The organism is Shewanella sp. MF05913 (assembly GCF_059758095.1).
Map to the genome: position 1 here is coordinate 130,279 of NZ_JCAYNT010000008.1, position 24,729 is coordinate 155,007.

Below are 24,729 nucleotides of genomic sequence, written 5' to 3' on the forward strand. Positions count from 1 at the left end.
GGTATCTCACAAAATAATGGTATTAGAGGGCAGTTGCATACCCGACTAAGGTCGCGGAGCTAAATTAGAATGCGTGAATAATATTACGGAAAACCAAGTGCGGTTAACGTGACGACTTACTCAATATGGTTAATTGGTCGTTGTCATGTTGCTGATAAAATTCATCTATCAGGACTCTGAGAATTTTAGATTTAGCCACTTTGGTGGTTTTGGCAATTTCATCAAGTTGTGAAATGCTTTTTTCGGTGAGAGTAAATGTCGCATGACGATAGATTTTAGTGCTCTTTTTATCGAGACCTTTAAGAAACTGTGCCGTAGTTTGACTCGGTGCTATTTGCCCCGCTGTTTTACCTAATGCATAGTTATTTGCATCTTCAATAAAGTCATCCACAGACACCTTTTGGCGGGTGTCTTTGGGCTTTTTACGCTTGAGATCAGTTAAACTCATAACGATTTTCTGGCGGTATGGCAAAAAGCTCATCGGCAATGGCGCGAATTTCGTCGGCCGCTTTACCTTCGGGTTCGATTTCGAGGACCGACGAGCCGCTTTCTTCGCTGTCATCGTAGATATTACGACTAAAGGTGACCGAGTCTAGCGCGCGTAATCCAAATGATTGCACAACCTCTTTGGCTTCTAAAATACGCTTACCTTGTGACGGTAGTGCAGGGCATTGAGTAATCACAATCGCCGCCACCATTTTAGGATTAACCATTTTACAGGTGCTAAGCATGTCTTCCATGTGCGGCAATGTTTTTAGGTCGCGGCGCTTTGGTCTTAATGGAATTACCACATAAGTTGCCACTGACATAGCTGCACGCATCGCGAGGTTATCTTGGCCGCCACAATCGACAATGACATAGTCAAATCGCTCATCGAGGCTCAACAGATCATTACGAATTTTGCCATAGAGTTGAATACAATTAATGGCTTTTAAGCTGGGGTCATTGTTGCGAGCTTGGATCCAATCTGATGTTGTGCGCTGAGGATCGCAATCTACCATCAACACATTGGCATCGAATTTTTGGGTTATGTAAACCGCAAGGTTTTGCGCTAAACAGCTTTTTCCGCTGCCACCTTTTTCTCCACCAACGAGCAATATCATGTTTCGGTCCTCTATGCTTAACGTCGTATAACGTCGCAAATGGGTGATGCTGGTTATCTATTGAGTATAGAGCAGCCCACTCAGACTGCATGGAATATTCAATGCGTTAAATTAATTGCAGCGCAATATGGTAGCTTTGTGGCGTGCATTCTATACAGCGACACACTTGGCCTTTAATGGTATTTTGCTTAGGCGTGTTTTCGTTGAAGGTAATTGCGATGAGATCACCAAGTTTAAAAGCCGCTTTAAAGTCTAGCAATACGCCTTTTCGGGCTAAATCAATGCAAACCCCATAGTCCAGGCAAGACTCACCTTGGGCGTTTATCCAATCTAAACGTACCCGTTCTGCTTCCATATCAACTCTAAGTGAACCGCGTTTTTCGTCAAATCCTGTTGGCTCTTGGCCCATACTGTCGCTCCTTGAAAATCAAAACACTGAATTAATGGGTGTTGTCTTGCTACGATTAATCTTATTGTTAGCATAATTACTTTGTTAAGCAAGCGCTAAGGCAGAGTTAATGTTCAATAACCTTGGTTTTAATGACGCTATTCTAATTGTCATAATCTTGGTTTTTAGGGTAAGGCATTTTTAACTGACCCCAACGGATCACAATGACAGTACACGCCAATACGATGGTCGATAGCGATATCGCTAAAATGCGCCAGTCTTCCATGCCCTTCATATCTAAAATGAGATAACGCGCTAACGCGACGATGGCAATGTATAACGGCATGCGAATTGGGAGCTTACCCGACTCGATGTAGTTAACTACCATGGCAAGTACTTCGAGGTAAATGAATAGCAAGAGTAAGTCGGCTAATTCAACGGTGCGAATAGCGATCATGTGGAGAATTTCTTCACCGATAGCAAATAAGGTGGCTAGGGCAATAATGAACAGGACTAGATGTTCAAAGCTCTTTAAGGATTTGATGCTTAAGTCTTTCGCTTTATGTAATGGCATAATGGTTATTCTGGACGCAAATGAATATCTATTATCGGTGAGTTTCGATAATTTGCCCAGTGATCTGGCTCAACTTTAGCAAATTCAAAGACAAAAAAACCGCTAATAGCCATAAATGCTATTAGCGGTGTTTAATCATGTTTTGTCGAGGGGAAAGCTTAGCGCTTTAATCCTTCGTTTAGTAACGGACGTATGGTTTTAACCAATTGCGTGGTTACTTTTGGACTACCAGCCACAATATTGCCAGATGTCATGTAGTTGTGAGCACCCATAAAGTCAGTGACGGTGCCGCCAGCTTCACGACAAATTAAGTCGCCTGCTGCTATGTCCCATGGCTTTAGACCAATTTCGAAGAAACCATCTAAACGGCCAGCTGCAACGTAAGCTAGGTCTAATGCTGCAGAACCGGTACGGCGTAAATCGGCACACTGCGGGAATACTTCAGCTAAAATAGCCATGTAAGTGTCAGTGTGCTGACGAGCCTTGAATGGGAAGCCAGTACCAATCATGGTATTGCTAAGGTCGTTAACATTGGTTACACGTAAACGGAAATCGTTTAGCTTAGCGCCTTTACCGCGTACGGCAGAGAACAGTTCTTCGCGAACAGGATCGTAAATAACGGCAACTTCAATTTTGCCTTTATATTGAACTGCGATAGAAACTGCGAAATGAGGAATACCACGAACGAAGTTGTTAGTGCCATCCAAAGGATCAACTATCCAAACGTAATCTTTGTCGGTACCACGGTTTTCACCGTCTTCTTCACCCACGATAGTGTGATCTGGGTAAGATTTACGAATTTGATAAGTAATAGTTGCTTCTGCTTCCTTGTCTACACTAGTCACAAAATCATTAATACCTTTACTGCTAACCTCAACACGGTCAAGTTCAGTATAGGCGCGCATAATAGTTTGGCCCGCAGCGCGTGCAGCGCGTGTGGCAATAGTCAACATTGGATGCATTGCAATCCCCTGGATGTTAAAGAACGAGTAAAATAGCGCCCGCATTATACTTAATCTAGAGATTATATCAAATGCAGATTTTCATATAACGTAATAAACAACGACTGTGTTAATATATGGGCAATATTTTTTGTCAAAAGAAAGTCGTTCATGCTCAGTAATATTCGTGTTGTTTTAGTTGGAACATCTCACCCAGGTAACATTGGCTCTACCGCCAGAGCAATGAAAACCATGGGTTTATCTAATTTATATCTTGCCGAACCGCGTACCGAGCCTGATGGTCAATCTATCGCGCTTGCTGCAGGTGCATCTGATATATTAAAAAATCTCACTACGGTCGACTCTTTACAAGAAGCGATTGCCGATTGCAGTTTAGTGATTGCAACCAGTGCGCGTAGTCGTACATTAGATTGGCCGATGCTAGATCCACGCGAAGCGGGTCTAAAATTGACTCAAGAAAGTCTTACTGGTCCAGTGGCAATTGTATTTGGCCGTGAGAATCACGGGTTAAGTAATGAAGAATTACAACAATGTACTTATCATGTGGCTATTCCTGCCAACCCTGAATACAGCTCACTAAACTTAGCTCAAGCTGTGCAAATCATTTGTTATGAAACTCGAGTTGCACATTTAGCGCAAACCGAAGCTGCGCCTGAAACTGAAGCGTATCCGTTAACGGTTGAGTTAGAACGATTCTTTGTTCATTTAGAGTCAACCTTGTCCAAAACGGGTTTTGTGATCAAAAACCATCCTGGTCAAGTCATGACAAAGTTACGTCGTTTGTATACTCGTGCGCGTATTGAAGCCCCAGAGATGAATATTCTTCGTGGCATTTTGACTTCCATTGACAAGAAAATGGATAAACAAGATTAATCCGTAAGGAACACACCATGGGCGTCATTGCTAGAATTAAAGAAGACATCGAGTCGATTTATCACCGCGATCCTGCGGCAAACAGTACTCTCGAGATTATATTTAACTATCCCGGTATGCACGCAATTTGGATCCATCGTATCAGTCATAAACTTTGGCGAGCTAATTGGCGCTTTACTTCACGATGTTTATCGACCTTTTCACGGTGGTTAACTGGGGTTGAAATTCATCCCGGCGCTACTATAGGTCGACGTTTCTTTATCGACCATGGTATGGGCGTTGTCATTGGTGAAACGGCCGAAATTGGCGACGATTGCACGCTTTATCATAGCGTGACGTTGGGCGGGACGACTTGGCAGCCAGGCAAACGCCATCCGACCTTAGGGAACAACGTAGTTATTGGTGCAGGCGCTAAAATATTAGGGCCTATTACTATGCACGACGGTGCCCGCGTGGGGTCGAATTCTGTGGTTGTAAAAGATGTGGCTGTTGATAATACCGTCGTGGGTATACCTGGTCGTGTGGTGGCTACACCCACTAATCAGTCAAAAGAGAAAACCGAACGTCGCACAGAAATGGCTAAAAAGTATGGTTTTGATGCCTATGCGGTATCACCAGATAATCCCGACCCGGTGGCGAATGCAATAGGCCAAATGCTTGATCACATGCATTTAATGGATTCAAAAGTCCAAGAGTTGTGTCAAGCGATACAGCAAATGGGCGGTGATGTGTGTACCAAAAAGTTGCCAGAATTAACCGTCGATGCGTTTGATGAAGCTGAACGAAATGCAGCAAGTAATCGTAAACAAGATATCGACAAGTTTGATCCAAGTATTTAACGATAGCTAAGTCATTGTAGATTCAGGTCAAATAAATAGCCGATAATGCGATTAATTGCCTCGTCGGCATTGAATCTTACAAGATAAAAAGGTTAAATACCCCAGCGAAAAATTAAACCTTTTTGTTATAAGACATGTCTTAATACCCGACTAGTTTAGTAGGATTAATACTTGACTAAATTAGTCGGGTATGGTGAAATTACTGCATACTTTTTGGGAGCAGTACAAGTTATGAAACTTACATCAAAAGGTCGCTATGCAGTGACAGCTATGCTGGATGTTGCTATTCACTCAGCTACTGGCCCAGTGCCCTTAGCCGATATTTCTGAAAGACAAGGTATCTCTTTGTCTTATCTTGAACAACTCTTCGCTAAGTTACGTAAACATGGTCTAGTGTCGAGTGTTCGCGGACCCGGTGGTGGTTACCGTTTAGGTTTAGAAGCCGTTGATATATCAGTTGGTATGGTCGTGCATGCTGTTGATGAATCTGTAGACGCCACTCGTTGTCAAGGAAAAGGTAACTGCCAAAGCGGTACTCGTTGCCTAACCCATTCGTTATGGGGTGACTTAAGTAAACAAATTTCTGAGTTTTTAGATGGTATTTCGCTTGCGGGCTTAATGCAAAAGCGAGACGTTCAGTTTATCTCGTTAAAGCAAGATGAAATACAAAAGGAACATAGAGTGAGTTTGTAACTCAACTATGTTGATTGAATATAATTATTATTTGTACGTTGTATGTAGCCTCATCTGAGACTGCTAAGTACGGAGTGTGTTATGAAGCTTCCTATCTATTTAGATTATGCCGCAACAACCCCTGTAGATCCGCGTGTCGCAGAAAAAATGATGCAACACATGACAATGGACGGCGTGTTTGGTAATCCAGCATCGCGTTCACATCGTTATGGTTGGCAAGCAGAAGAGGCGGTTGATGTCGCCCGTAATCAAGTTGCTGATTTGATTAATGCTGATCACCGTGAAATCGTATTCACATCAGGTGCGACAGAATCAAGTAACCTTGCGATTAAAGGTATTGCTCATTTTTATCATAAAAAGGGCAAGCACATCATCACCAGCAAAACTGAACATAAGGCAACGTTAGACACTTGCCGTCAGTTAGAGCGTGAAGGTTATGAAGTCACTTACCTTGAGCCAGAAGCCAACGGCATCATCCCAATGGAACGCTTAGAAGCGGCCATGCGTGATGACACGATTTTGGTTAGCATCATGCATGTTAACAACGAAATTGGCGTGGTTCATGATATCAATGCGATTGGTGAGTTATGTCGTTCAAAAGGTATTTTCTTCCACATGGATGCTGCGCAAAGCGCAGGTAAATTACCGATTGATGTGCAAACTACAAAAGTTGATTTGATTTCGATTTCAGGTCACAAGATGTACGGTCCTAAAGGTATCGGCGCGTTATATGTCCGTCGTAAGCCTCGTATTCGTCTTGAATCACAAATGCATGGCGGTGGGCACGAGCGTGGTATGCGCAGTGGTACACTTGCAACGCACCAAATTGTAGGTTTAGGTGAAGCTGCAGCAGTCGCTAAGCTAGATATGGCTGAAGACAGCGCGCGCATAACTCGTCTTCGTGACAAGTTATGGAACGGCATCAAGCACATCGAAGAAACTTATATCAACGGTGATATGGAACAACGCTACAGCGGTATCTTTAACGTGAGCTTCAACTTTGTTGAAGGTGAATCGTTAATGATGGCACTAAAAGACTTAGCGGTTTCTTCAGGTTCTGCCTGTACATCAGCCAGTTTAGAGCCGAGCTACGTATTACGTGCTTTAGGTCTAAACGATGAAATGGCACACAGCTCAATTCGTTTCTCTCTTGGCCGCTTTACTACCGATGAAGAAATTGAACACGCTATCAAAACGATAACTGAATCAATTGATAAGTTACGTGAAATGTCTCCTTTATGGGAGATGTTCAAAGATGGTATTGACCTTAATCAGGTTCAATGGGCACATCATTAATCGTATAACGACAAAGATTTTGGAGCAGTATCATGGCTTATAGCGAAAAAGTAATCGATCATTATGAAAACCCACGTAACGTAGGTTCATTTGACAAAAACGATCCATCAGTAGTCACCGGTATGGTTGGCGCACCTGCATGTGGTGACGTAATGAAGCTGCAACTTAAAATTAATGCTGATGGCATTATTGAAGATGCAAAATTCAAAACCTACGGTTGTGGTAGCGCGATCGCATCAAGCTCGCTTGTCACTGAATGGGTTAAAGGCAAAAGTGTTGACGAAGCAGCAACCATCAAAAATGCTGATATTGCTGAAGAGTTAGCGTTGCCGCCGGTTAAAATTCATTGCTCAATTTTGGCAGAAGATGCCATTAAAGCAGCAATTGAAGAGTATAAAAGCAGACAAGCTAAGTAATACCTGGAGTTAAGATGGCTATTTCAATGACCCCCGCAGCGGCAGACCGAGTTAGATCGTTTCTTGCTAATCGCGGGAAAGGCCTCGGCTTGCGCCTTGGATTGAGAACATCAGGTTGTTCAGGTATGGCATACGTCATTGAGTTCGTTGACGATCTCAATGACGATGATGAGCTTTATACAATCGATGGTGTGAATATCATCATCGATGCTAAGAGCTTTATCTATTTGCAAGGTATTGAACTGGATTTTGTCAAAGAAGGCCTTAATGAAGGTTTCCAGTTCAATAACCCAAATGCAAAAGGCGAGTGTGGTTGCGGTGAGAGTTTTACCGTTTAATTATTCGCCTTTGCCGTTTTATCGAAAACCGTAAGCATGATATCTGCCCATGAATTATTTCGATCTGTTCAATCTAGAACCTGCCTTTGATATCGACACCGCCTTACTTGCAGAGCGCTACCGCGAACTGCAAAGGGCGGTTCATCCCGATAAATTTGCTAACGATACCGAGCAACAAAAATTGCTATCGGTACAGCGTACTTCGCAAGTTAATGATGGCTATCAAACCTTAAAAAATCCCTTACGTCGTGCTGAACATATGTTGAGCTTGCGTGGTATTGAATTAAGCCACGAAACCACCACACTTAAAGATGGTGCATTTTTGATGCAACAGATGGAGTGGCGTGAAGCATTAGAAGACATCCAGCACAGTAATGCACCTCAAGACTTAATTGACGAGTTATACGACTCTTTTGGCGAATTTGAATCGACGCTGTCGACTAAATTAACCTCGTTACTCGCATCGAGTGAAGACGCTGATGCATTATTGGCTGCAGATCAAATTCGTAAGCTAAAGTTTATGGCAAAATTGCAAGATGAATTGGCCCGTATTGAAGATAGCTTACTGGATTAGTGAATCAGTACATTCAAATTTTATGATTAGCATGGCTAATCAATAACACAACAAGTTGGAACACTATGGCACTGTTGCAAATTGCAGAACCTGGCCAAAGCGCCGCACCACACCAACATCGTTTGGCAGTGGGTATCGATCTTGGTACAACAAACTCGTTAGTGGCGACAGTGAGAAGTGGCCTAGCATCGACCTTAGCTGATGATAATGGTCGTCATTCTTTACCGTCGGTCGTGCATTATGGCCAAGATGCGGTACAGGTGGGTTATGATGCGCAAGCTAAATCGGCTGTTGATCCGCAAAATACCATCGTCTCTGTTAAGCGATTTATGGGACGCAGTCTTGCGGATGTGCAATCGGGAGTACATAAACTTCCCTATGTATTGCATGCCAGCGAAAATGGTTTGCCGGTGTTTAGCACGCCAACAGGACATGTTAACCCTGTACAGGTGTCGGCTGAAATTCTAAAGCCTTTAATTGCGCGCGCAGAATCAACATTAGGCGGTGAGTTACAAGGTATCGTGATTACCGTCCCCGCGTATTTTGATGATGCTCAACGTCAAGGCACTAAAGATGCCGCTGAATTATTAGGCGTCAAAGTATTACGTTTATTGAATGAGCCTACCGCAGCAGCTATTGCTTACGGATTAGATTCTAAGCAAGAAGGCGTGATTGCCATTTACGACTTAGGTGGCGGCACGTTTGATATTTCTGTGCTGCGTTTAAATCGCGGTGTTTTTGAAGTACTGGCAACCGGTGGTGATTCTGCACTTGGCGGTGATGACTTTGATCATCTTTTAGTGAGTCACTTACAACAAGTGTGGAATATCACAGAACCCAACAATCAGCTAGCACGTCAATTATTGATTGAAGCTCGCCGAGTGAAAGAAGCACTCACCGATAACGACAGTGTTGAAGCGCAAGTGTTGATTGATAATCAGTCTTTAACCACTTTAGTTGATAAATCATTATTCAATGAAATGATTGGCGCATTAGTGAAAAAGACGATTGGCAGTTGCCGTCGTACGCTTCGTGACGCGGGTGTAAGCGTTGATGAAGTGATTGAAACGGTTATGGTGGGTGGTTCAACGCGTGTACCTTTAGTGCGTGAACAAGTGGAAGCTTTCTTTAAGAAAACACCACTCACCTCTATAGACCCCGACCGTGTTGTGGCGATTGGTGCTGCGATCCAAGCCGATATTTTGGTCGGAAACAAACCTGAATCTGACTTATTATTGTTAGATGTCATTCCATTATCGCTTGGTGTTGAAACCATGGGCGGATTGGTTGAAAAGGTCGTTACACGTAACACGACTATTCCGGTCGCACGCGCACAAGAATTTACCACGTTTAAAGACGGCCAAACGGCGATGGCTTTTCATGTGGTACAGGGTGAGCGTGAATTGGTTGAAGATTGCCGTTCATTAGCGCGTTTTACGCTACATGGTATTCCGGCTATGGCCGCAGGTGCTGCACACATTCGTGTGACTTTCCAAGTGGATGCAGATGGATTACTCAGTGTCACGGCGATGGAGAAATCCACCGAAGTGAAAACCACCATTCAGGTTAAGCCTTCATTTGGTTTGTCTGACACTGAAATAGCAACCATGCTAAAAGATTCAATGAAGTATGCAAAAGATGACATTACTCGTCGTATGCTTGCGGAACAAAAAGTAGAAGCAGCGCGAGTGATAGAGTCATTAAATGCCGCATTAGGCAAAGACGGTGACTTACTTGATGAGCAAGAGCGTAAGCAATTAACAGACGCCATTGCGTTACTTGACGTTACTGCACAGCAAGACGATGTTGATGCCATCGAGAAAGCAATTGCTAGCCTTGATGATAAAACTCAAGATTTTGCGTCTCGACGCATGGATAATTCTATTAGAACGGCGCTAAAAGGGCTGTCGGTCAATAACATATAGGTGAAATAATGCCACAGTTAGTATTTTTACCCCATCAAGAGCTTTGTCCAGACGGCGCAGTACTTGAAGCAGAAGTTGGTGAGACCATTTTAAACGTTGCATTGCGCAATGGTATTCATATAGAACACGCATGTGAAAAATCGTGTGCTTGCACTACATGCCACGTTGTCGTGCGTGAAGGCTTTAATCAACTTGAAGAAAGTGATGAGCTAGAAGACGACATGCTTGATAAAGCTTGGGGTTTAGAACCTGAAAGTCGTTTATCTTGCCAAGCTAAAGTAGTTGATTGTGACATGGTGATTGATATTCCTAAGTACACGGTCAATATGGTTAGCGAAGGCTAAAAATAGTCGTAAATTAACAAGGGTAATGATGATGTCATTACCCTTTTTTGATCTTACCCAACTGAATATACAGTTTAGTGTTGCTGTTTAGGATGAATTTTCGCATCATCACTTTAATCACGTCACCATCAGTACCTTTATTATGCCTGAGACAACCATTTTCCAGCCGAAACAACGACGCAGCCAAGATACCCAACAAAAATTGATTGCTGCATTACATCATTGCTTACAGGATAAATTTTTCGAACACATCAGTATTAAAGATTTAGCAGAACATGCTGGTGTATCAGTGGGCACTTTTTACCGGCGTTTTAAAGATAAAGAGTCACTGCTGCCATTGCTATATCAAGATTTTGGCCATGATCTTGACTTGTGGGTGAGTGAGTTAGAACAACAACACTGCAACGATTTAACTCAAGCATTACAATATATTTGCCAACAGACATGTCAGTTTTTATGTAGCCGACAGAGTATATTCCGTACACTGCACCTCAATTCACGCTTGCATTCTGAGATTATAACGTCAGATAAATTGGTTAATCGTGAGAATATTTACCAACGTATTTCAGCCTTAATATTAAGACACCAATCAGAAATAACGGTGATAGATAAAAGCCAATCTGCTGATTTAGCGGTGTTTATGATGGTGTCGACGTTATTAGATAAAGTATTGTATCCCACCTTAACTCCCGCATTAGCCAGTAAGCTCTCTCTTGATGCGTTTGCTGCCGAACTCCCCAAAGTATTAGTGGCTTATTTAAAGTCTGCTTAAGCGTTAGCTGGCTTTCATTCGGCTCCTTAGCAACAGTTGTTTGCAATATTGATGCGTCTCAAGTACATTATGTGAATTATGATTCGCATAAAAGCGTTTGTGGCGAGGTCGATGTGATTACTGCAACAACAAATAAAATAATAGCAAATAAAGCAATGGCTTAATAAGAAATGTCAGCCATCAATGTTGCGGTTTACTCCTATTAACGAGGCAAAAATGAAACCTTTCCAATTTAGATTGACGGTTCTGAATGTTATTGCTGCAGTATCCGTAGCCAGTATTACTCAGGTATCTGCTGCACAACAGGAACATCAATCTGTGCAGTTTATTAACCATAATAAAAGCAATTCATTGCCTTTTTCTGAAGCAGTTAAGGTTAATCACACTTTGTATTTATCTGGACAGATTGGGCTTGATAACAACACGAAGCAATTGGTTATGGGTGGGGTAGAGGCTGAAACTCTCGCTACGCTTAGTAATATTAAACAGACGTTGATGCAATCAGATTATCAACTGAGTGATGTAGTTAAATGCACTGTGATGTTGGCTGACATCAATGACTTTGGCAAATTCAATCAAGTGTACAGTGCTTTTTTTAAGCCGCCATATCCTGCAAGAAGTACTTTTGCTGTCAGCGGTTTAGCGTTAAATGCCAAGGTGGAAATAGAATGTATCGCAGCTAAGTCATCAGTAATCAAATAATGTTTAGCGAGTATCTACTTAATATATTGACTCAGTCTTTTAAGCAGAACCTCGGTTAAGCGCAGTTTGTCTTTTTATGGCCACATGGATAAGTGGCTACTTTTTTTCTTTTTATTGCAGCATTAAACAGGAATGGGTTATGACTCTTTTATCTTTATCTAAAAAGTACATCGTTGCGAGTGTTGTCAGTGGATTAAGTGTGTTTAGCACCGAGGTAATGGCTGAAACTACTGATACTAGTCATCAGCAAAACCCATATGTCGCTTTTAATCAACCAGTTATTGCGTTAGTGGGTGTCAAACTTATTGATGGCACTGGCGCTAAAATGAAACCCAACCAAACCATAATAATGACAAATGGTGTGATTACTTATGTTGGCGATGCCAGTAACGCTGATATTGCAGAAGGTACTAAGGTGATTAATGGCACTGGTAAAAGTGTTATCCCTGGCCTTGTAATGATGCACGAGCACATGTTTTACCCAACGGGTAATGCTCATTATACTGAAATGCTCTACAGCTTTCCTAAACTGTATTTAGCTGGCGGGGCGACAACGGTAAGAACGGCCGGTACAACAGCGCCCTATGGCGACTTAAACGTGCGTGATGCGATTCAACAAGGCACCACTTTTGGTCCGGACATTGATGTTACCGCGCCATATTTGAATGGACCCGGTTTACCGATTTTAAAACTTAAATCGTTACGTGATGCTGAAAATGCGAAAAAGATGATTGATTATTGGAGCTATGAAGGTGTCACATCATATAAAGCTTACATGCAAATTAGCCCGTCTGAACTTAGCACCGTGATTGATCAAGCGCATCAACGCGATCAAAAAGTCACCGCGCATTTATGTTCTATCACTTATAGAGAGGCCGCTGATTTAGGCATTGATAATTTGGAACACGGCTTTTTTGCGGCAACTGATTTCGTTAAAGATAAAGTCGCAGGAGAGTGCCCAAAAACGGCGCACCAATCTTTAGTCGATTTAGACATAGATTCTCCTGAAGTGGCTAGTCTGATTAAACATTTAGTGGATAAGAAGGTTGCGCTGACTTCAACGCTAACCGTTTATGAAACCTACACAAAAGGTAGGCCTAAAGCTTATCCTCTGGCGTTAGAGGCGTTAATTCCACAACTCAAAACTCATTACGAAAATAACTGGCAAAAAATTTCACAGCAACAAGATGCGACATGGCCAGTCGTGTTTGAGAAAATGCGTAAATTGGAAAAACGGTTTGTTGAAGCCGGCGGTTTATTAATGGCCGGAACCGACCCCACTGGCTTTGGTGGTGTTGTTGCTGGGTTTTCTAACCAGCGCATGGTTGAGTTGTTAGTTGAGTCAGGTTTTAGCATTGAACAAGCGATTAAAATATCGAGCTTAAATGGAGCCAGTTATTTAGGTAGAGATAAATCAATCGGCTCGGTGGAAGTCGGTAAGCGCGCTGACTTAGTGTTAATTAATGGCGACCTTAGCCAAGACACCAGTGCTATTCAGCAAATGCAATATGTGTTTAAGCAAGGTGTAGGGTATGACTCTGTTGCGTTAATTAACGCGACAAAACAGGTCGTTGGAATGCATTAGCTGTAAGCTGCTGGCGCTAAAATAGGCTCAACAATCTGTTTTTGTTGTGCCAGCGGTATGATCTATTTTCAATTGCTTGCGACCTTATTGAGACTTATCTACATCAAGGTTCAGGTTCTAACTTCGCCTTTTAGCCTACAATGATTAAGTGCATTTAAGGTTATTTTTTCGCTAAATTTGAGCGGGTTAATTATTTGTGTCACCAGTCATTGATTTTAAATCAACTCAGCGTATGATGCGCGAAAATTCCTATTTTGGAGCACTCTGTGCGCATCGCAATACTGTCTCAAGGCCCGCAATTATATTCTACTCGTCGCTTAGTCGAAGCTGCTGTCGCCCGCGGACATGAAGTTAAAGTAATCAACCCATTAAAGTGTTATATGAACATCAACATGACTAAACCTAGCATTCATATGGCAGGTAAAGACTTAGGTCATTTTGATGCCGTGATCCCAAGGATTGGCGCTTCGGTTACTTTTTATGGTTCTGCAGTGCTTCGTCAATTAGAAATGATGGGCGTATATGCGGTTAATAGCTCAATTGGTATTGCGCGTTCACGTGACAAGCTTCGTTCAATGCAGTTGTTGTCAAGACAAGGCATTGGTTTACCGATTACTGGCTTTGCTAACAAGCCAAGTGACATTCCTGACTTAATCGATATGGTTGGCGGCGCGCCATTAGTGGTTAAACTGCTTGAAGGCACACAAGGTATTGGCGTGGTACTTGCTGAAACCCGTAAAGCCGCAGAAAGCGTGCTAGAAGCCTTTATGGGCCTTAAAGCCAACATTATGGTGCAAGAATATATTGCTGAAGCCCAAGGTGCTGATATTCGTTGTTTTGTCTTAGGCGATAAAGTCATTGCTGCAATGAAACGCCAGGCAAAACCGGGTGAGTTCCGTTCAAACCTACACCGTGGCGGCAGTGCGACCTTAGTTAAGTTGTCACCACAAGAACGCTCTGTTGCACTGCGTGCAGCGCGTACAATGGGATTAAATGTCGCAGGTGTTGATTTATTGCGTTCTAACCACGGTCCTGTGGTAATGGAAGTGAACTCTTCACCAGGACTTGAAGGGATTGAAGGCGCAACCCAAAAAGATGTTGCTGATGCGATTATCAGTTTTCTTGAAAAAAACGCCGCTAAAGTGAACAAGCAAAGCAAGGAAATTGCCGCTTGTTAATATAAATGACGTAAACAAATGCTCAAATGTTACTGCGGTTGCTGATAAAACTAGGCTTTTTCAGTTTAATTACGTATAATCCGCGCGAATTTTTTAAACTTGCTCACATTAAGGAAGCTAGTTATGGCGATCGAACGCACATTTTCTATTATCAAGCCAGATGCAGTTGCTAAAAACCACATCGGTGCAATTTATAACCGTTTTGAATCAGCGGGTCTTAAGATCATTGCTTCTAAAATGGTACACCTTTCTAAAGAACAAGCTGAAGGCTTCTACGCTGAACACAGCGCACGTCCTTTCTTTGGTGCTTTAGTGTCTTTCATGACTTCTGGTCCAGTAGTGGTTCAAGTGTTAGAAGGCGAAAACGCTGTTCTAGCTAACCGCGAAATCATGGGTGCAACTAACCCAGCTGAAGCTGCTCGTGGCACTTTACGTGCTGATTACGCGGCAAGCATCGACGAAAACGCAGTTCACGGTTCTGATGCAGTTGAATCAGCAGCACGTGAAATTGCTTACTTCTTCAGCGCTGAAGAAGTGTGCCCACGCACTCGTTAATCTTCGCTTGAAAGATAAATAAAAGGAGCTTAGGCTCCTTTTTTATTGCCTGTGATTTGGCTATTGTAACCAGTCAGTAGTCGACATTTTTTGTACAAATTTACTCGATAACATCAAATCGTCATTGTTAGCCATTGTTAGTGATTAATGAGGATTGGTATTGCGAGCATTGAATCCTTAATCAAGATTATAACGAGTTGTTTTGCATGGTGACATCAGCAAGACAAATATCGTCATGCTTAGCACCCAATCAAACAACGCATCAAGTACCACATCAAGGATCTCATCAAGTACAACATTCAACACAACTCAACGCCATACCCACAAATTACCGAGTAGAAAATAGATAGCGAGATATACCGTCAATTATTCTATTTTCCATCAGTACGATTTCTATTTCTCGCAACCCTTTTACAACCCGCAAGAAAGGAATGCCCAGCAGCTTTTGTTGTGCGTTCTCGTTATTTAAAGGGAAATAGCCATGACTGCGCCTCAATCAAAAAATGCTGGACGCATTCTGATTGGTCACTTATTAGACGGATGGGTATCACTCATGCTTGTATGCAGACAGCATCATTTGGCTCTGAATATTGAAATGACTCGCTGTTATATATGACTCGAACCGTTTCAGCGGGTAGGGTGAAGAAGGCTAATAACAAAATACCATTTACTCATTACTTGCCATCAAATGTAAATTTTACGTTAATAAAAAGCGCTGTGTAAATGATTAACTTTCGAGGTTTTACACGTTAATTAGTATGTGTTTTGAGCTAAAAAAAGGGCTTTTAGTTTTGATTATGGTGAACAGTATTTAACATATATTGAATAAAGAATAGCGTATGGAATAGCTTTTAGTGAATTACTGAATAATTAATCAGTAATTATGAGAGAGCATTCTGATTGTTTTTAGTTCAATAAAAAAATAAATTTAAAAATATTACGATTTAATGATTGATACAATATGTGATCGATTGTTGCAAATATGTTTTTTGTGTTTTCTTTCTGTTTTTTTAAGTAAATTTATTTGTATTTTATTGGTGCTGAGTTTGTACTGTTTTTGCGCTATAAAAATAACAACAAAATAACAATAAAAGTATTTTTTTGTATGGTTTTGAATTGTAAGGCTTTTATTAAGTCAAATTAATTATGACTTTTAAGCTGTTTTGCGATGTTGTTCACATGTTGCCCATATTGACTAAAAGTTTTTTATTCATTAATAATGTTTTCAGTAATTGGTTAAACCGATTATTCATAATTAAAAATATAACGACTTGTTTTATTTTATTCCAAGTTATAGGGAGTTATTCATGAGTTCAGTAACATTGACAGCCAAAGCGATCCGTCGCAGTTTATTAGCTGTAGCAGCAACAAGTGTGGCAACGACAGGTTTGTTTTCTTCAGCCGTTATTGCTGCAGACGAACAGAAAGTTGAAAGAATCGAAGTCACCGGTTCACGTATTCAACGCCAAGATATGGAAACAGCGTCACCTGTGACTGTTATTTCTTCAGAGGCTATTCGCGCTGAAGGTTTCACATCAGTTGACCAATTACTGCAAGCACAAACTTCAATGGCGGGTGCTGCGTTAGGTTCTAGTTCAAATAACGGTTCAGACGGTGTCGCTCAAGTTGATTTACGTGGTATGGGTTCACAACGTACGTTAGTGCTATTAAATGGCCGTCGTATGGTTAACTCTGGTTCAGGTGCTGATAGCTCAGTTGATTTGAACTCTATTCCAGTTGCAATGATTTCGCGCGTTGAAATTTTAAAAGATGGCGCATCAGCTGTTTACGGTTCAGATGCGATTGCTGGTGTGGTTAACATCATCACCAAAAAAGATTTCGATGGTTTCCAATTAGACCTTAACGGTAGCACTACCAGCGAAAGCGATGGTGAAACGGGTGAAATCAGTGGTTTATATGGATTTAACACTGACGGTGGAAACTACACGTTTGGTGCAGCTTATTCTAAGCGTGAAAGTGTTATTCAATCAGATCGTAGCTGGACAGAGCCTGGTTATAGCTCATTCTTGCCAACAGGTTCATTAGGCAGCAAAGTTCAAAATGATGCTGGTGAATGGGTTGCCCGTGACACTGGTTACGATTACACCACAAGCAGCTATTACCAAACACCAAACGAGCGTTACAGCTTGTTTGCTAATATGGTTCAAGAATTAGATAACGATTTAGTACTAACTGGTGATGTGCTTTACACCAAGCGTAAGTCTGATCAACAACTTGCTCCACAACCTGCTGACGTAATGTTAAACGTCTGTGGCGCTGATGGTGTTGCTGCTGGCGCATCTTGTATTACGCTGAGCGATGCAATGGTAGCCGGTGGTATCGCAGCAGATGATACTGGTCGTGTTAACTACCGTCGTCGTACAACAGATGCAGGTCCTCGTATTTACTCTCAAGACACTGATACATTCCGTATCTCTGCTGCATTAGCAGGTGAGCTTGATATTAATACTGGTATGAACTGGGATCTTGCTTATACCTACGGTAAAAATAAAGCAGACTCTAGCGTTGATAACTCTATCAATGCAACAAACTTAAAAGAATCAGTATATGCGAATCAAGATGCTTGGTTCAGTGGTGTACCATTAACGGGTGATATCGTTAATGATATTAGCTTTAGTGACAACGCGAATGGCGGCAATGAGCAACACACTGTTTCAGCTGGCTTAAATGGCGATTTGTTTGATGTAAGCGCGGGTACTGTTGCATTTGCTATTGGTGCTGAATACCGTTACGAAAGCGGCTATTACAATCCGGATCCAGTGACAGTTGCTGGTGACAGTACTGCAGCACAACAAGATGCGACCGATGGCGATTACAATGTCATTTCTGTATTCCAGGAAGTGAGCGTACCTTTCACTGACAAGCTTACTGGTGAGTTTGCTTTACGTTACGACGATTACTCAACATTTGGTAAAGCGTCAACGTGGAAAGTCGGTTTAACGTATGAAGCAACCGATGATTTAATGCTTCGTGGTGTTGCTGCGACAGGTTTCCGTGCACCGAGTATTAGTGAGCTTTTTGGTGGTGACACCGGTTCTTATGACTACTTAGATGATCCATGGGGTAACGCTCAAGACCCGCAAATCCTTGTACGTTACACGTCAGATGATGATCTTAAAGCAGAAGAGTCTGACTCATATACTGCTGGTTTAGTTTATTCTCCAAGTTATGTTGACGGTTTATCGTTAACAGTTGATTACTGGCGCTTTAAAGTCACTAACGCTATTACTCGTTTAGATGTTCAAGCGGGTTTAGACGAATGTTTTGCTAATGCATCTGCTGCAGCATGTGAAACGTTCAACATTGGTGCTAACGGCGACTTATCAGAGCTAACTAACTCGTTAACTAACGTAGGCAGTCAAGATACTAGCGGTATAGATTTCAATTTAGCGTATAACTTTGAAGCCTTATCGCTAGATTGGAAAATCAGTAATGACACCACTTACTTGTTGAACTTTGAGCAAGAAGGTAATGATTATACTAACTACATCGACGGTAACTTTGGTGCATATGCTGAAGTGCGTAACAACTTTAGTATTCAAGCTGGCCAAGATAGCTGGAATGTTAACTATTTCAACCGTTACATCGGTGAAATGGACGACTTAAGTTCTGGCGATAAAGTTGATGCTGTTCTTTATCACAACATCGCAGGTACTTATTTTGTTACTGACATGATTACCCTAAGCGCGGGTGTGAAAAACTTAACTGATGAAGAACCATCAAGCGTGTCTAACGGCAGCGATGGCGGTACTGTACCTGAAGTATATGACACCATTGGTCGTCAATACTACGGTGGCGTAACGGTTAAGTTCTAACACGTGCCACAATAATGAGTGCTCAGTAGTGCTCATTTAGCGTGATAAAAAGCCTACAGAAATGTAGGCTTTTTTTGTATTTGTATCTGTATTTGGTATCTGTCGGCTGATAGATGTTTAGTGATTTAACCTAAGCTCTAGCCTATGTTCATTAAGGTATTTCTGTTGGCAATGACTGCAGCGTTGTTCTGTGGGATCTAGCCGTAACCTACTTGCATCGATGTCCATTTCACAGTCTGAACACAGACCATAGAGACCAAGATCGAGTTGGCATAGTGCTGCATCTAGTTTCATTAATTGAGTGAATAGGTCGGTGTTGGCCAATTTTACTTGCGACAGGTAATCGATAATATCCCCGAGTGCCGCTGCGTGAGCGAGTTGATTCGCGTCTGGTGAAATATCCTTGATAATAAGCAATAACTCGTATCTCAACTTGAGTTCAAGTTGTTGTAATTTTTGCAGTATGTCCTGATAGTTATGCAACTGAAATAACCTTTACTGATAATGTCACTAGAAATTCTATTCTAGGCACAAAAAAAGTGTAGGTTATGACGAAGATCAATTCTGAAGTAGATTTTTGCACTCAGGCAGTAAAAGTATACAACCTGAGGCGATAAACATTAGCGTAAAGACTGATGTGCCTGTTGCAGCACCTTCACTATCTCTTCGGTAGTTTTATAAATCCGTAACTCACGAAACAAGGCATCAGCTTCAGGATATTGACGATTCAAGTAGCTAAACCATTGTTTAATACGTGAAGGATAATAATCTGATTTACGGCCACTGAGTTCTTTCTCTGTATAACTCATTAACAGCGTGAGCGTTTGTAACCAGGTATAGGGCGTTGCCCCTGTTTTGATGGTATCGCCTAAATTGGGTAACGAAATCGCACCGCGGCCAATCATCACACTGTCACAACCTGTGACATCCATGCAACGTTGAGCATCTGCGGCATTCCAGATTTCGCCATTGGCGATAACTGGGATAGGTAATCGTTTGCGCACTTCTGTGATGTATTCCCAGTAAGCCGGAGGTTTATAACCGTCTGTTTTGCTGCGGGCATGAATTGCTAACTCAGATGCACCAGCTTCATATACCGCTAAGGCGTTTTCCATAAACAATGATTTATCTTCGTAGCCTAAGCGTATTTTAGCGGTGACGGGTTGCTCGCTTGGCACTGCGTCGCGCATCGCCTTAACAATTTTGTAGATGTTTTCTGGGTATTGCAGTAATACAGCGCCACCTTTACTTTTATTAACCGTTTTAGCCGGGCAACCAAAGTTAGCGTCAACGCCATTAGATCCTAATTCAATTGCCCTAATGGCATTTTCGGCCATCCACTCAGGCTCTTGTCCTAACAATTGCACACGCACCGGGGTGCCAGAGGGCGTTAATCCGTGATTGAGTAATTCAGGGCACAATTTGTAAAAGACTTTCTCTGGCAATAGCTGGTTTACCACTCGTACAAACTCAGTGACTACTAAATCAAATGGGTTAATGGTAGATAAAATATCACGCATATGGTCATCAACCACGCCTTCCATCGGAGCTAAAATAACGCGCACAATACACCTTGCTGAATAAAAAAGTGCGCTATTTTACCGTGTTTATCTGTTGATAACAGCATTAAGCACCACTTTAAGCACTCCGGTTTATCAGTAAGTCCATTTTTTTACTATTTATCATAAAGATAGTCGACGATCTTGCTGGTGTTAAACTATGTTTCCTCTTCTTGTGGTGTTAATTTTGTGTTAAGTTAACATCGTCCTAGCCTGGTTTTTTATTACTTAATGTGAATTTTTTCACATTTTTTTGTTTATTTTGAAATAAAAATAACAGAAGGCAGGTCTCTTTATGCAAGCCGGCAATGATGTTGGTCACCATTACATAATCAAGACACGAGGAAGACAAAAATTATGAACTCAATCAAACAAACTACTGTAGCTGTAGCGTTAGGTGCTGTTGTGATGACTGCTGGTTTTGCTGCTGAAGTACAAGCTAACCCTTTTGGATTTGAACAATTAACTGCTGGCTACCAATTAGATGGTGGTGAAGGTAAGTGCGGCGAAGGCAAGTGCGGCGGCGACATGAAAAAGTCTGCTGAAAAAGCGGCTGAAGGAAAATGCGGTGAAGGCAAGTGCGGCGGCGACATGAAAAAGTCTGCTGAAAAAGCCGTTGAAGGTAAATGTGGCGAAGGCAAATGCGGCGGCGACATGAAAAAGTCTGCTGAAAAAGCCGTTGAAGGTAAATGTGGCGAAGGCAAATGCGGCGGCGACATGAAAAAGTCAGCTGAAAAAGCCGTTGAAGGTAAATGTGGCGAAGGCAAATGCGGTGGCGACATGAAAAAGTCGGCTGAAAAAGCCGTTGAAGGTAAATGTGGCGAAGGCAAGTGCGGCGGCGACATGAAAAAATCTGCTGAAAAAGCGGTAGACGGTGCTGTTAGCAAAGAAATGAAAAAAGTAGTTGAAGTGGTTAAGTAATAACCCAAAAGCAGTCAACATCATTGACGGCAATTATTAGATAATCCTTTGGCTTATCTGAGACAATTAAGGCCTGAGATTCAGGCCTTAATTTTATCTGTTTTTTATCGTTAAAGGACACACACTCTATTATGCATAGCAATACTCATCGCCAAGATCGTGTTGGGTTAGGGCTTCGCCGCGAAATGTTAGCGGAGTTTTGTCAGCATGTTCCTTCAGCAATAGATTTTTTCGAAGTCGCGCCTGAAAACTGGATGACATTAGGTGGTAAATTTGGCCGTCAATTTAAACAATTGACCGAACAACATGCCTTTTTCTGCCATGGTTTGTCGCTATCAATTGGCAGTCCTGCGCCATTAGACACTCAATTCGTCCAAAATATAAAACGTTTTTTAGACAGTCACAGCATTAACGTATATTCAGAACATTTAAGTTATTGCTCGGGAACCGGCCACATGTACGACTTGATGCCGATACCGTTTACCGATGAAGCCGTGATCCACACGGCAAAACGTATCAAGCAAGTAGAAGATATTCTTGAACGTCCTTTTATTCTTGAAAATGTGTCGTTTTATGCCGCGCCTGGGGCGCAAATGAGCGAACAAGCCTTTGTGAATGCGGTATTACAAGAAGCTGACTGCAAATTATTACTCGATGTAAACAACATTTATGTTAATGCAATTAATCATCAATATGATGCCAATGAATTTCTTGCCGCGATGCCAACAGAGCGTATCGCCTATTTGCATATTGCTGGCCATTATGACGAAGACGTTGATTTAAAAGTCGATACCCACGGTGCCGATGTGATTGACCCAGTATGGACATTACTACAACAATGTTATCAATTGCACGGTGTTCACCCGACGTTGCTCGAACGAGATTTTAATATTCCTAAAACCGAGGTTTTACTCAACGAGATAAACCAAATTCATCATTATCAACAAGATGCTCTATTACATAAGTAAAGTCGTTGAGTTAAATCGTGGTTATCGCTGTGATTATTGAGGAAACTGAAATGGGATTTATTGACGTACAGCAACAGTTTATGGATTACATTCGTGATCCCAGCTTACCGTTGCCTGACGGCATTGAAGCACGTCGAATGACAATATACCGAGAGCTGTTTTTTAATAATATTTCAGGCTTTGTCTCCAGTGCCTTTCCGGTATTAAAAAGCTTATATACTGCCGAGCAATGGCAAATGTTAGTGCAACAGTTTTTTGTGAAGCATGATTGTAAAACTCCGATATTCGTAGAAATAGCCGCTGAGTTTCTCGCATTTTTACAACACCAATATACTCCGTCTGAACATGACCCCATCTTTATGCTGCAACTTGCGCATTATGAATGGTTAGAGCTGTGCGCCGCCGTAGCACCTGACACAGCAGAATCGCAATTATTAGACAGTGATAATGTGCAGCACCCATTTTTAAGCTTAGCTGCCAGTGCTAAGGTTGCTCAATATGCCTTTGATGTTCAACATATCAGTGTCGATTACCAGCCTATAGCGCCAACCGCTCAAGCTCACTTTTTTTGCGTTTACCGCGACAGTGAAGATGAAGTGGCATTCTTACAACTTACGCCGTTAAGTGCGCAAGTGTTAGCTTATATTGAAGAAATGGGTCGGGTGCAACAAGCGGTTAATCTTGACCATATTATCAGTTGGCTCAGTGGGCATTATCCGCAAATGTCGACGGATGCTTTATTATCTGGTTGCTTACCTTTATTGCAGCAACTCGCACAGAAGGGAATTGTGGTTGCGGCCAATTAGCTAAGTAGACTTAGTAATTTTAAGGTTTTTATTTTGTGAAGATGCGTCTAAAATAAGCCACTTTTTGTGATCGGCTTCACGTCAACATTGAGCTAATTAACTCACTTGTTAATGGCATTATTAAATGATTGAAGTAAGACATTGCAGTAAAAATATCACTTTAATCTAGGAATTATCATGAGTCAGCCGTTTAAAGACCCGTTTAACATTGTTTATTTTATTGGTTTTATTTTGGTTTTATTAATTCCAACATTGCCAGCAAGTCTTTCATGGTTAAAAGTGTCTGGATTAATTTAACGCTTATTTCAGAATAATCTGTCATGATATTGCCTTACTAAACCACTCTGATAGAGTGGTTTTTTGTTTATGGCGAGGGTGGTTATGGCGCTAAAACGCGGCTTTTTTTTGATTATTGGTTTATGCAGCCTAGTATTAGGCCTAATGGGCATTTTGTTACCATTACTGCCAACCGTGCCCTTTATTTTATTATCGGCATTTTGCTTTGCTCGTTCAAATGACCGTTTACACCATTGGTTAATCACACACCCTTGGTTTGCCGAAGGGATCCATCAATGGCAATCAAAAAAGGCGTTGAGTCGACCATTAAAGCGTAAAGCCATGATATTGAGCAGCCTAAGCTTTTGTATTAGCATCGTAATTGTGCCACTCGTGTGGGTTAAAATGATGTTGTTTAGTATGATGCTCGTGTTGTTGTTTTTTTTGTGGCGGATCCCAGAGTTAGAATAATAAATCGTCAGTTAATGCATGACAGTTGCAACTGAGATTAAACGGGCATAAGATCACTTAAGTATTTTTACCAGAGTCCACCAATCACGTGGACTTTTTTATTGCGTAATCACTTTTAAACTAGAGTTAACTAATTATGATGAACCAAGACAGTTTAGCGCTTATCAAGAACAGCATTAAAACCATTCCTGATTATCCAAAGCCAGGCATTATGTTCCGTGATGTCACCAGCTTGTTAGAAAGCGCTGAAGCGTACAAAGCAACGATTGCCATTTTAGTTGCTCACTACCAATCAAAAGGTTTTACTAAAGTGGTTGGCACAGAAGCGCGTGGCTTTTTATTTGGTGCACCTTTAGCACTTGAACTTGGCGTTGGATTTGTGCCTGTGCGTAAGCCTGGTAAATTACCGCGCGAAACCATAAGCCAAACTTATGAATTAGAATACGGTAAAGACACTTTAGAAATTCATACCGATGCGATTAACGCAAACGATAAAGTGCTAGTGATTGATGATTTATTAGCCACCGGCGGCACAATCGAAGCAACGGTTAAGCTTATTCGTGAACTGGGTGGTGAAGTTTCCCATGCTGCATTTGTTATTTCATTGCCTGAAATTGGTGGCGAAAAGCGCCTACAAGGTTTAGGGATTGAAGTATTAAGCTTGTGTGAGTTTGACGGCGAATAATAAGTTTAAAATAACTGCTAATTTATTAAGCAGTTAACTGCATTAACGTCCATCAAATGCCCGCTCAACAATAGCATGCCAGCCCTTGGC

General features: G+C 41.7%; 27 protein-coding genes. 20 read left to right on the top strand and 7 right to left on the bottom strand.

Features of this window, described 5'->3' with window-relative positions:
* Positions 1-103: 103 nt before the first annotated feature.
* From AC19MV_RS11760 to suhB, 5 genes are all read right to left on the bottom strand, one after another.
* Positions 104-448, bottom strand: coding sequence for a replication protein RepA (locus tag AC19MV_RS11760; RefSeq protein ID WP_498307734.1), 345 nt, complete (start codon positions 446-448; stop codon positions 104-106).
* Entirely contained in the window at positions 435-1,103 is a 669-nt protein-coding gene (locus tag AC19MV_RS11765) for an AAA family ATPase (RefSeq protein ID WP_498307736.1), read from the bottom strand. The genes AC19MV_RS11760 and AC19MV_RS11765 overlap by 14 nt, the downstream gene beginning before the upstream one ends.
* A 106-nt stretch (positions 1,104-1,209) precedes the next feature.
* Positions 1,210-1,512 carry a PilZ domain-containing protein gene (locus AC19MV_RS11770; protein WP_432402748.1) on the bottom strand — a complete coding sequence of 101 codons (303 nt, stop codon included), beginning with the start codon at positions 1,510-1,512 and terminating at the stop codon, positions 1,210-1,212.
* A gap of 142 nt (positions 1,513-1,654) precedes the next feature.
* Positions 1,655-2,065, bottom strand: a complete 411-nt coding sequence (locus AC19MV_RS11775) for a phosphate-starvation-inducible protein PsiE (RefSeq protein WP_498307738.1) — start codon at positions 2,063-2,065, stop codon at positions 1,655-1,657.
* Between the two features lie 158 nt (positions 2,066-2,223).
* On the bottom strand, positions 2,224-3,027 hold the full coding sequence (gene suhB, locus AC19MV_RS11780; RefSeq protein ID WP_432402752.1) for an inositol-1-monophosphatase: 804 nt from the start codon (positions 3,025-3,027) through the stop codon (positions 2,224-2,226).
* Between the two features lie 150 nt (positions 3,028-3,177).
* Here suhB and trmJ point away from each other — a divergent pair, with 150 nt between their 5' ends.
* The 15 genes from trmJ (at position 3,178) to AC19MV_RS11855 (ending at position 18,953) form a co-directional block, all read left to right on the top strand.
* Positions 3,178-3,900, top strand: a complete 723-nt coding sequence (trmJ, locus tag AC19MV_RS11785) for a tRNA (cytosine(32)/uridine(32)-2'-O)-methyltransferase TrmJ (RefSeq protein WP_498307739.1) — start codon at positions 3,178-3,180, stop codon at positions 3,898-3,900.
* A 17-nt stretch (positions 3,901-3,917) separates the two neighbouring features.
* The gene (gene cysE, locus AC19MV_RS11790; protein WP_432402757.1) at positions 3,918-4,739 is read left to right on the top strand and encodes a serine O-acetyltransferase; all 822 of its coding nucleotides are present in this window, start codon (positions 3,918-3,920) and stop codon (positions 4,737-4,739) included.
* Between the two features lie 231 nt (positions 4,740-4,970).
* Positions 4,971-5,432: a Fe-S cluster assembly transcriptional regulator IscR gene (gene iscR, locus AC19MV_RS11795; RefSeq protein ID WP_432402759.1), complete on the top strand. Its 462-nt coding sequence runs from the start codon at positions 4,971-4,973 to the stop codon at positions 5,430-5,432.
* Between the two features lie 81 nt (positions 5,433-5,513).
* Positions 5,514-6,728, top strand: a complete 1,215-nt coding sequence (locus tag AC19MV_RS11800) for an IscS subfamily cysteine desulfurase (RefSeq protein WP_432402761.1) — start codon at positions 5,514-5,516, stop codon at positions 6,726-6,728.
* 32 nt (positions 6,729-6,760) lie between these two features.
* Positions 6,761-7,144 carry a Fe-S cluster assembly scaffold IscU gene (gene iscU, locus AC19MV_RS11805; RefSeq protein ID WP_011637877.1) on the top strand — a complete coding sequence of 128 codons (384 nt, stop codon included), beginning with the start codon at positions 6,761-6,763 and terminating at the stop codon, positions 7,142-7,144.
* A 14-nt stretch (positions 7,145-7,158) separates the two neighbouring features.
* Positions 7,159-7,482, top strand: a complete 324-nt coding sequence (gene iscA / locus AC19MV_RS11810; RefSeq protein WP_432402763.1) for an iron-sulfur cluster assembly protein IscA — start codon at positions 7,159-7,161, stop codon at positions 7,480-7,482.
* 49 nt (positions 7,483-7,531) lie between these two features.
* Complete coding sequence (gene hscB, locus AC19MV_RS11815; protein WP_432402765.1) at positions 7,532-8,056, top strand: co-chaperone HscB; 525 nt, start codon at positions 7,532-7,534, stop codon at positions 8,054-8,056.
* Positions 8,057-8,121: 65 nt separating this feature from the next.
* Positions 8,122-9,981: a Fe-S protein assembly chaperone HscA gene (gene hscA / locus AC19MV_RS11820; protein WP_498307741.1), complete on the top strand. Its 1,860-nt coding sequence runs from the start codon at positions 8,122-8,124 to the stop codon at positions 9,979-9,981.
* 8 nt (positions 9,982-9,989) lie between these two features.
* Positions 9,990-10,325 carry an ISC system 2Fe-2S type ferredoxin gene (fdx, locus tag AC19MV_RS11825; protein ID WP_432402769.1) on the top strand — a complete coding sequence of 112 codons (336 nt, stop codon included), beginning with the start codon at positions 9,990-9,992 and terminating at the stop codon, positions 10,323-10,325.
* A 142-nt stretch (positions 10,326-10,467) separates the two neighbouring features.
* Positions 10,468-11,097: a TetR/AcrR family transcriptional regulator gene (locus AC19MV_RS11830; protein WP_498307743.1), complete on the top strand. Its 630-nt coding sequence runs from the start codon at positions 10,468-10,470 to the stop codon at positions 11,095-11,097.
* A gap of 216 nt (positions 11,098-11,313) precedes the next feature.
* On the top strand, positions 11,314-11,799 hold the full coding sequence (locus AC19MV_RS11835) for a RidA family protein (RefSeq protein WP_498307745.1): 486 nt from the start codon (positions 11,314-11,316) through the stop codon (positions 11,797-11,799).
* A gap of 139 nt (positions 11,800-11,938) precedes the next feature.
* Positions 11,939-13,384, top strand: coding sequence for an amidohydrolase family protein (locus tag AC19MV_RS11840; RefSeq protein ID WP_498307747.1), 1,446 nt, complete (start codon positions 11,939-11,941; stop codon positions 13,382-13,384).
* Positions 13,385-13,650: 266 nt separating this feature from the next.
* On the top strand, positions 13,651-14,562 hold the full coding sequence (gene rimK / locus AC19MV_RS11845; protein ID WP_498307748.1) for a 30S ribosomal protein S6--L-glutamate ligase: 912 nt from the start codon (positions 13,651-13,653) through the stop codon (positions 14,560-14,562).
* A 123-nt stretch (positions 14,563-14,685) separates the two neighbouring features.
* Entirely contained in the window at positions 14,686-15,117 is a 432-nt protein-coding gene (gene ndk, locus AC19MV_RS11850) for a nucleoside-diphosphate kinase (RefSeq protein ID WP_432402781.1), read from the top strand.
* Positions 15,118-16,424: 1,307 nt separating this feature from the next.
* On the top strand, positions 16,425-18,953 hold the full coding sequence (locus tag AC19MV_RS11855) for a TonB-dependent receptor plug domain-containing protein (protein ID WP_498307750.1): 2,529 nt from the start codon (positions 16,425-16,427) through the stop codon (positions 18,951-18,953).
* 117 nt (positions 18,954-19,070) lie between these two features.
* Here AC19MV_RS11855 and AC19MV_RS11860 read toward each other — a convergent pair whose 3' ends face one another.
* Together AC19MV_RS11860 and dusC are read right to left on the bottom strand one after the other, a co-directional pair.
* On the bottom strand, positions 19,071-19,436 hold the full coding sequence (locus AC19MV_RS11860) for a TraR/DksA family transcriptional regulator (protein WP_498307752.1): 366 nt from the start codon (positions 19,434-19,436) through the stop codon (positions 19,071-19,073).
* A gap of 137 nt (positions 19,437-19,573) precedes the next feature.
* Complete coding sequence (gene dusC, locus AC19MV_RS11865) at positions 19,574-20,518, bottom strand: tRNA dihydrouridine(16) synthase DusC (protein ID WP_498307754.1); 945 nt, start codon at positions 20,516-20,518, stop codon at positions 19,574-19,576.
* A gap of 351 nt (positions 20,519-20,869) precedes the next feature.
* On the opposite strand from dusC, the gene AC19MV_RS11870 reads away from it, so the two are divergent.
* The 5 genes from AC19MV_RS11870 to apt all read left to right on the top strand — a co-directional run bounded on the left by AC19MV_RS11870 (position 20,870) and on the right by apt (position 24,639).
* Complete coding sequence (locus AC19MV_RS11870) at positions 20,870-21,433, top strand: HvfA family oxazolone/thioamide-modified RiPP metallophore (RefSeq protein WP_498307755.1); 564 nt, start codon at positions 20,870-20,872, stop codon at positions 21,431-21,433.
* Between the two features lie 131 nt (positions 21,434-21,564).
* Entirely contained in the window at positions 21,565-22,401 is an 837-nt protein-coding gene (locus AC19MV_RS11875; protein WP_498307756.1) for an HvfB family MNIO-type RiPP peptide maturase, read from the top strand.
* 50 nt (positions 22,402-22,451) lie between these two features.
* Complete coding sequence (locus tag AC19MV_RS11880; protein ID WP_498307758.1) at positions 22,452-23,207, top strand: HvfC family RiPP maturation protein; 756 nt, start codon at positions 22,452-22,454, stop codon at positions 23,205-23,207.
* Between the two features lie 381 nt (positions 23,208-23,588).
* A complete protein-coding gene (locus AC19MV_RS11885) occupies positions 23,589-23,954 on the top strand; it encodes a YbaN family protein (RefSeq protein WP_498307760.1) in 366 nt (121 codons plus the stop codon).
* Positions 23,955-24,087: 133 nt separating this feature from the next.
* Positions 24,088-24,639: an adenine phosphoribosyltransferase gene (apt, locus tag AC19MV_RS11890; RefSeq protein WP_432402841.1), complete on the top strand. Its 552-nt coding sequence runs from the start codon at positions 24,088-24,090 to the stop codon at positions 24,637-24,639.
* Positions 24,640-24,729 lie beyond the last annotated feature (90 nt).